Source organism: Mesorhizobium sp. P3_A9 (genome assembly GCF_056402975.1).
In genome coordinates, this window is the sequence record NZ_JBFUGJ010000285.1 from 1 (window position 1) to 7,756 (window position 7,756).

A 7,756-nucleotide genomic window follows, 5' to 3' on the forward strand; every position below is an offset into this window, starting at 1 on the left:
GTATAGCCGGAGCCGGTGCCGATCTCGAGCACACGGTTTCCCGCCTCGATGGCAAGGGCCGCGATSACCGCCGCCTGCATGTCGGCGCCTTCGATCGCCTCGCCGCATTCGATCGGCAGCATRCSGTCCGACCAGGCGATCTGGTGGAAGTGGGGCGCCAGGAAACCGCGTCGCGGCGTCGCCTCGAACGCCGCGATTAGCGCCTTCGGCACCGTTCCCCTGCCGCGCAGGCGCAACAGGAAAGCGGCAAATCCTTCGCGGTCATCGATTGGCAGGTTCATGCAAGCGCCTTGCTCAGCTGGTCACGGATCTCATGCGCGGTGAGGTCGAGCTGCAACGGCGTCACCGACACCAGGCGGTTGCGCAGCGCGTAGAGGTCGGTGCCTTGCTTGCCTTCGACCGGCTCGCGGCCAAAGCGCAGCCAGTAGTAAGGCAGGCCGCGCCCGTCACGGCGCTCATCGACCCACAGGCTGTGCACGAGCTTGCCCTGCGTGGTGACCACCGTGCCGGCGACCTCCTCGGGAAGGCAGTTGGGAAAATTGACGTTGAGCAACACGCCGTCCGGCAATGGCGTCGCGACCAGCTTCTTCAGCAGTGCCGGCGCCAGCGCCTCCGTCGTCTCGTAGGGCACGACGCGATCCTCGCCGACATAGGAATAGCCCTGGCTGAGCGCGATCGAGCGGATGCCGAGCAGCGCGCCTTCCATGGCGCCGGCGACGGTGCCGGAATAGGTGACATCGTCGGCGATGTTGGCGCCGGAATTGATGCCGGACAGGATCAGGTCCGGCGCGCCGGGCAGGATCTTCTTCACCCCCATGATAACGCAGTCGGTCGGCGTGCCGCGCACGGCAAAATGCTTCTCGCCGATCTTGCGCARGCGCARCGGCTCCGAGATCGACAGCGARTGSGCATAGCCGGACTGRTCCTGCTCCGGCGCCACCACCCAGACRTCGTCCGACAGSGTGCGGGCGAYGCGYTCGAGCGACGCCAGGCCCTCGGCATGAATGCCGTCATCATTGGTCAGRAGRATGCGCATTATTTCGCTTCGATCTTTGYCAGACCGCCCATGTAAGGCCGCAGCACTTCAGGAATGGTTACGCTGCCATCCTCATTCTGGTAGTTTTCGATGACAGCTATGAGCGCGCGGCCGACGGCGGTGCCCGAACCGTTGAGCGTGTGGACGAAGCGATTGCCCTTGCCATCCTTGTCCTTGTAGCGGGCATCCATGCGACGCGCCTGGAAATCGCCGCAGACCGAGCAGGACGAGATTTCGCGATAGGCGTTCTGGCCGGGCAGCCAGACCTCGATGTCATAGGTCTTGCGCGCGCCAAAGCCCATGTCGCCGGTGCACAGCACCATGGTGCGGAACGGCAATTCCAGCCGCTTCAGCACTTCCTCGGCGCATTGCGTCATCCGCTCATGCTCGGCGAGCGAGGATTCCTGGTCGGTGATCGACACCAGCTCGACCTTGTAGAACTGGTGCTGGCGCAGCATGCCGCGCGTGTCGCGGCCGGCCGAACCTGCTTCCGAGCGGAAACATGGCGTCAGTGCGGTGAAGCGCAACGGCAGTTTTTCATGCGCCGTGATCTCTTCGCGCACCAGGTTGGTGAGCGGCACTTCGGCGGTCGGGATCAGGCCGAGCCTGCCCTCCCCATGCTTCACAAAGAACAGGTCTTCCTCGAACTTCGGCAGCTGGTTGGTGCCGAAAAGCACCTCGTCGCGCACCATCAGCGGCGGGATCACTTCCTCATAGCCATGCTCGGTCGTGTGCAGGTCGAGCATGAACTGGCCGATGGCTCGTTCCATCCGCGCCAGGCCGCTCTTCAGCACGGTGAAACGCGAGCCCGACAGCTTTGCCGCCCGTTCGAAATCCATCATGCCGAGCGCTTCGCCGATCTCAAAATGCTCCTTCACCCAGTTCGGCCGCGTCGGCACCGTGCCGACAATGTGTTTGACGATATTGTCGTGCTCGTCCTTGCCGACCGGCACGTCGTCGAGCGGCACATTGGGCAGCACTGCCAACGCGTCGTTCAGAGCCTTGTCGAGTTCGCGCTCGCGCGCCTCGCCATTCTGGATGAAGGTTTTTATCTCGCCGACTTCGGCTTTCAGTTTCTCCGCAAGCGCTGCATCGCCCGAACGCATGGCGTTGCCGATCTCCTTCGAGGCGGCATTGCGGCGCTCTTGCTTGGTCTGCAGTTCGGTGACGTGTTCGCGCCGCGCCTCGTCTGAGGCGATCAGCCCGTCGACCGTGGACTGCGCCTCAGCCGCCGACCACGAGCGCTTCACCAGCGCCTCGACAAGGGCCTTCGGGTTGTCGCGAATCCATTTGATATCAAGCATGGTTTTTTCGTCCTCAAGCTAGGCCAGAGGGCGTAAACCGCATCCTTGATCGATGCAAGATGAGGCTGGGCGGCAGCTGTCGTTTTCCGCCGCCGCTGACCTCTTAGGAAGCGGCCGGCGCTGGAGGTTCGTCCGGTGTTTTGTCAGCCACGGTCTCGCCGGCTTCCTGCTTCTCGCGCGCAACCCGCTGCTTTTCCTGGTCACGCTCGATCCAACGCGCGGCCCAGATCGAGACCTCGTAGAGAAGGATGGTCGGAATGGCCAGGCCGATCTGGCTCATCGGATCGGGCGGTGTCAGCACGGCAGCAACGATGAAGGCGATAACGATCGCCCATTTGCGCTTCTCGGCCAGCGCCTTGGACGACAGCATGCCGACACGCGTCATCAGGCTGGTCACCACCGGCAGCTGGAACACCAAGCCGAAGGAGAAGATCAGCGTCATGATCAGGCTGAGATATTCCGACACTTTCGGCAGCAGCGAAATCTGCACCTGATCGTCGGTGCCGGCCTGCTGCATGGCGAGGAAGAACCACATCACCATCGGCGTGAAGAAGAAATACACCAGCGAAGCGCCCATCAGGAACAGGATCGGCGATGCGATCAGGAACGGCAGGAAAGCGTTGCGCTCGTTCTTGTAGAGGCCGGGCGCGATGAACTTGTAGATCTGCGTGGCGATCAGCGGAAAGGCGATGACCATACCGCCGAACATGGCGAGCTTGACCTGCGTGAAGAAGAATTCCTGCGGCGCGGTGTAGATCAGCTCGACCTTGTGCGGATCGAGACCAGCCCATTTCGTCGCCCATTTGAACGGGACGACCAGAAGGTTGAACAGCCGCTTGGCGAAGAAGAAACAAACCAGGAAGGCGACGAAGAAGCCACCCAGCGACCAGATCAGGCGCCGGCGCAGCTCGATCAGATGCTCCATCAGGGGAGCGGACGATTTTTCGATCTCGTCCTTTTCCTTGTCCGAAACGCTCACTTGGCGGCTCCAGCCGTCTTTTTGGCCGCTGGCTTCTTCGCCGCGGCAGGCTTCGGTTCGGCTTTCGCCACGGTCTTGGCACCAGCCGGCTTGGCGGCAGGCGTCTTGGTTGCGGCAGGCTTTGCAGCGGTCATGGCCTTTGCCGACACCTTGGCCGCGGGCGCAGCTTTTGCAGTCACCGCGGGTGCGGCTTTTGCCGTCACCGGCTTCGCGGCAGTCGCGACCTTGGACGGCGCTTTTGCTGCCGGCGCGGCCTTGGTCGCTTTCTTGGCCGCAGCTGCCTTCGGCACCACGGATGCCGTCACCACCGATTCATCGGTCATCGCCGGGAAAATTGGGGCCGCTGGCGTGGTTTCTGGCCCGCTGACGCCAGGCATTTCCGTCGCGCCATTCTTCAGCGGTTCGGCGGCCTGTGCCGTCGAAGCGGCGGGCGTTGCCGGATCGGCGGCCGGCTTCGGCTTCATCGCTGCGTCGACACCGGCGCGCACATCGGACGCCGCCTGCTCGAACGGATTGAGCTGCTTCTTGATCTCGGCAACGGGGCTGAGGCCCCTGAGCTCGTCGACCGACTTCTTGACGTCGTCGAGCTCGGCTTCCTTCAGCGCTTCGTTGAACTGCTTCTGGAAATCGGCCGCCATGGCGCGCAGCTTCGCCGTCGTGCGCCCGAAGGTGCGCAGCATATTGGGCAAATCCTTCGGCCCGACGACCACGATCATGACGATCGCGATCACCAGCATTTCGGTCCAGCCGACTTCAAACATGGCAATCTGTTCCGACTAGAACTTTTGGCTCAGCTCTTGCTGGCTTTTTCCTTCACGGCCGAAACGGTCTCGTCGGCACGGTGTTCGACGGTGCGCTTGTCCTCAGCGACGTCGTCGTCCGCCATGCCCTTCTTGAAGCTCTTGATACCCTTGGCCATGTCGCCCATCAGTTCCGGAATCTTGCCGCGGCCGAAAACCAGCAGCACGATCACCAGCACGATCATCCAGTGCCAAATCGAAAATGAACCCATAGCAAATCTCTCTCGAATGTTTTCCCTGGCGATGATCTATGCGTTTTCGCGTTGGGATTCAAACACAACAGCGACAGAGTTTATGAAAGGGTGACGGATGTCACGCTTTTTCGACTCGCTGGCCCGCTACCAATCGGCGCATCTACGACCTATCGGCGCGCTTGGACAGAGCGCCAATGGTCAATCTTCCGTGACGCGCGGCGTCAAAAGGCCGAGTTCCTCGAGGTCGATGTCGGTCAGCGGATCCTCGTCCTCGGTCAGCGCATCCGGGTCGGCCGGCGGCTGCGGAATGGAGAAGTTCGACGGCATGCGGCCCGAAAGCAGGCCCGCCCCCTTCAGCTCCTCCATGCCGGGAAGATCGCGGATTTCCTCGAGCGCGAAATGGTCGAGGAAGGTTTCGGTGGTGCCGTAAGTGACGGGACGGCCAGGCGTTTTGCGGCGGCCGCGCATGCGCACCCATTCCGTCTCGAGCAGCGTGTCCAGCGTGCCCTTCGACGTCTCGACACCGCGGATGTCCTCGATCTCGGCGCGCGTCACCGGCTGGTGATAGGCGATGATCGCCAACACTTCGAGCGCCGCGCGCGACAGCTTGCGCTGCTGCACCGTGTCGCGGCTCATCAGGAAGGCGAGATCGCCGGCGGTGCGGAACGCCCAGGCGTCGCCGACGCGCACCAGATTGACGCCGCGCCGCGCATAGACCTGCTGCAGCTCGGCCATGGCAAGGGCGATGTTGATGCCGTCGGGAAGGCGCGCGGCAAGCTGCTTTTCGCTGACCGGCTCGGCGCTGGCGAAAACAATCGCCTCTGCCATGCGCACGGCTTCCGCCATATGCAGGCGCTCGGCCGGGTTCTGTGCCGGATTCTGGACGGAAGCCTCGTCGAGATCGCCCTCTTCCGGCCCATCATCCACCTTGAAGGGGATAACCGAAGCGTTGGCGCGTTCGCTCATGATGCCACCTCGACTGCCTTGATTGCCTGCACGCGGCCGCGCAGATAGATCGGTGCGAACGTCTGATCCTGCCGCAAATCCATCGTGCCGTCGCGCACCAGTTCCAATGTTGCCGCAAACGAACTGGCGATCGCCGTACGCCTTTCCTCTGGGCTGGTCATGTACACGATCAGGAAGCTTTCCAGCGTCGTCCAGTCGCTGACAGCCCCGACCAGCCGGGTCAGGATGTCGCGCGCGTCCTTGAGCGACCAGACACCACGCCTGGCGATGGTCACATTGTTGATTGCCTGCTTCTGCCGCTGCTGGGCATAGGCGGTCAGCAAATCATAAAGCGACGCCGAATAGGCGTTGCGCTTCTCGATGATGACCATTTCCGGCATGCCGCGCGCAAACACGTCACGGCCGAGCCGGTTTCGGTTGACCAGGCGCGCCGACGCGTCACGCATGGCTTCCAGCCGCTTCAGCCGGAATTGCAGAACCGCCGCCAGTTCCTCGCCGCTTTCGCCCTCTTCACCCGGCTGTTTTGGGATCAAGAGCTTCGACTTGAGGAAGGCAAGCCACGCCGCCATCACCAGATAGTCGGCCGCGAGTTCGAGCCGCAGCGCCCTCGCCGTCTCGACAAAGGTCAAATACTGCTCGACCAGCGCCAGGATCGAGATGCGTGCCAGATCGACCTTCTGGGTCCGGGCAAGATGCAGGAGAAGATCGAGCGGACCTTCGAAGCCGGCCACGTCGACGACCAGCGACGGGTCGCCGGTGACGCGTGAATCGTCGTTCTCGGCCCACAGGCGGTCCATCGGTGCGGCCTTCGCAGCCTTGCTTTCCAATGTTTCCGCCACTGCCCTGTCACTTCCCTTCGTTAGGCCACCGCATCGAAATAGGTGGCGAATTCAGCGCGTATCTCGGTTTCCTCGACCGCGTCGTGTTTCTTTATATAGGTCAGTGCCCGCTTTGCGCGCTCCAGCGACTTGCCCTCAAGCCCCTTGGTGCGCGAGGCGATGCCCGCCATCTCCTCGAAAACGCCATTGCAGTGAAGGACCAGATCGCAGCCCGCCGCAAGGATCGAGGCAGCCTTTGTGGGGAAATCCCCAGAAAGTGCCTTCATCGAGGTATCGTCGCTCATCAGCAACCCATCGAAGCCGATCTCGCGGCGGATGATCTCGTCGATGACCTTGCCGGATGTGGTCGCCGGGTTGTTGGGGTCGATGGCGCTGTAGACGACATGCGCCGTCATCGCCATCGGCAGGTCGTTAAGCTCCCGGAATGGGGCAAAGTCATGCCGTTGCAGATCGCTGAGCGAGGCGTTGACTATTGGCAGCTCGAAATGCGTGTCGGCAAAGGCTCTGCCATGCCCCGGAATATGCTTCATCACCGGCAGCACGCCGCCGGCCATCAGCCCYTCYGCCGCSGCGCGGCCGAGTTCGRTGACCGGRCGMGGSTCCTTGCCATAGGCGCGCGCGCCGATGACRTCGCTGGCGCCTTCGATCGGCACGTCGAGCACCGGCAGGCAATCCGCCGTGAYGCCGTAGCGCAAGAGGTCGAAGGCGTGCAGGCGCGCCATCAGCCATGCGGCACGGGCGCCGGCGTCGTGATCGTCGCGCCACAGCGCGCCAAGCGCCCCACCCGCCGGATAGTTCGGCGCCAGCGGCGGCCGCAGGCGTTGCACCCTGCCGCCTTCCTGGTCGATGAACACCAGCGCGTTCGGGCGTCCGATACAGTCGCGCATCTCGGCGACCAGATCGCGGATCTGCTCGGTCTCGCCAATGTTGCGGGCAAACAGGATGAAGGCCCACGGGCATTCATTGCGATAGAAATTGATTTCTTCGCGGGTGAGCGATTTCCCGGCACAGCCGAGGATCATGGCTTTTGATTCGGTCATATCAGGAGTTTAGGGCTTCGCGCGGCCAAAGGGAATCGTCTCTGGACACATGCGTGGAAGCACGTGACTTGCTTCCACATGAAAAAGCACTGGGCACATGAAAAAGCACTGGGCACATGAAAAAACGCTGGGCACATGAAAAAGCCGGCGCGACCTTGGGCCGCGCCGGCTTTGATTGATTGAAACGCGTTTAGCGCGACACGAAGCAGTTGCCGCCGGCAGCCTTGTAGCTGGTGCACAAATTGATGGCATCGTTGCGCGACTGGGCCACGACACGGACGCGGTAGAACGTGCCCTTGCCGGCAATCTCGGCCTTGACGATGTTGGCGGTGCGGCCGGCAAGCACGCTGCCATAGCGGCGCTGCAGATCCTGGTAGGTCGACTGGGCGCTTTCCACCGTCGGCTGCGAGGCAACCTGCATCGACCACGAACCACCACCGGTCGCAGTCGTTGCCGGATCGATGGAAGCAACCTGGTCGGGCTTGACCTCGCCGACGACGTCGACCGGCTGATCCGACGGACGCTGCGGCGCGATCGCAACCTTGGCCGGAGTGTTGGCTGACTGCGCCTTCGCCGGCTTGGCTGCAGGCTTGAGGGC

The 7,756-nt window shown here is 62.8% G+C and carries 10 protein-coding genes; all 10 read right to left on the reverse strand.

All coding sequences use genetic code 11. From position 1 onward, the window contains the following. On the reverse strand, window positions 1–281 hold a 281-nt coding region (locus tag AC1DX0_RS27170), incomplete at its 3' end, for a class I SAM-dependent methyltransferase (RefSeq protein ID WP_477357486.1). After that, complete coding sequence (gene surE / locus AC1DX0_RS27175; RefSeq protein WP_477357487.1) at window positions 278–1,036, reverse strand: 5'/3'-nucleotidase SurE; 759 nt, start codon at window positions 1,034–1,036, stop codon at window positions 278–280. The genes surE and AC1DX0_RS27170, both read right to left, overlap by 4 nt. After that, window positions 1,036–2,340 (reverse strand): serine--tRNA ligase, encoded by a 1,305-nt coding sequence (gene serS, locus AC1DX0_RS27180; RefSeq protein ID WP_477357489.1) that lies wholly within the window; start codon window positions 2,338–2,340, stop codon window positions 1,036–1,038. Before serS ends, surE begins: the two co-directional genes overlap by 1 nt. A gap of 103 nt (window positions 2,341–2,443) precedes the next feature. Continuing rightward, window positions 2,444–3,319: a twin-arginine translocase subunit TatC gene (gene tatC / locus AC1DX0_RS27185; protein WP_477222265.1), complete on the reverse strand. Its 876-nt coding sequence runs from the start codon at window positions 3,317–3,319 to the stop codon at window positions 2,444–2,446. Beyond that, on the reverse strand, window positions 3,316–4,080 hold the full coding sequence (gene tatB / locus AC1DX0_RS27190) for a Sec-independent protein translocase protein TatB (RefSeq protein WP_477222264.1): 765 nt from the start codon (window positions 4,078–4,080) through the stop codon (window positions 3,316–3,318). The genes tatC and tatB overlap by 4 nt, the downstream gene beginning before the upstream one ends. A gap of 29 nt (window positions 4,081–4,109) precedes the next feature. Beyond that, window positions 4,110–4,331, reverse strand: a complete 222-nt coding sequence (locus AC1DX0_RS27195; RefSeq protein WP_013895102.1) for a twin-arginine translocase TatA/TatE family subunit — start codon at window positions 4,329–4,331, stop codon at window positions 4,110–4,112. A gap of 180 nt (window positions 4,332–4,511) precedes the next feature. Continuing rightward, window positions 4,512–5,279 carry an SMC-Scp complex subunit ScpB gene (scpB, locus tag AC1DX0_RS27200; protein WP_477222263.1) on the reverse strand — a complete coding sequence of 256 codons (768 nt, stop codon included), beginning with the start codon at window positions 5,277–5,279 and terminating at the stop codon, window positions 4,512–4,514. After that, entirely contained in the window at window positions 5,276–6,076 is an 801-nt protein-coding gene (locus AC1DX0_RS27205) for a segregation and condensation protein A (protein ID WP_475460436.1), read from the reverse strand. Before AC1DX0_RS27205 ends, scpB begins: the two co-directional genes overlap by 4 nt. Window positions 6,077–6,138: 62 nt before the next feature. Beyond that, on the reverse strand, window positions 6,139–7,158 hold the full coding sequence (nagZ, locus tag AC1DX0_RS27210) for a beta-N-acetylhexosaminidase (RefSeq protein ID WP_477357491.1): 1,020 nt from the start codon (window positions 7,156–7,158) through the stop codon (window positions 6,139–6,141). Window positions 7,159–7,348: 190 nt separating this feature from the next. After that, window positions 7,349–7,756: SPOR domain-containing protein (locus AC1DX0_RS27215; protein WP_477357493.1), on the reverse strand; the 408-nt coding region annotated here is incomplete at its 5' end.

What these genes read in the sequence shown, in the direction of transcription:
- tatB (WP_477222264.1), bottom strand. Translation starts at nt 4,080, where the DNA reads ATGTTTGAAGTCGGCTGGACCGAAATGCTGGTGATCGCGATCGTCATG.
- AC1DX0_RS27195 (WP_013895102.1), bottom strand. Translation starts at nt 4,331, where the DNA reads ATGGGTTCATTTTCGATTTGGCACTGGATGATCGTGCTGGTGATCGTG.
- scpB (WP_477222263.1), bottom strand. Translation starts at nt 5,279, where the DNA reads ATGAGCGAACGCGCCAACGCTTCGGTTATCCCCTTCAAGGTGGATGAT.
- AC1DX0_RS27205 (WP_475460436.1), bottom strand. Translation starts at nt 6,076, where the DNA reads ATGGACCGCCTGTGGGCCGAGAACGACGATTCACGCGTCACCGGCGAC.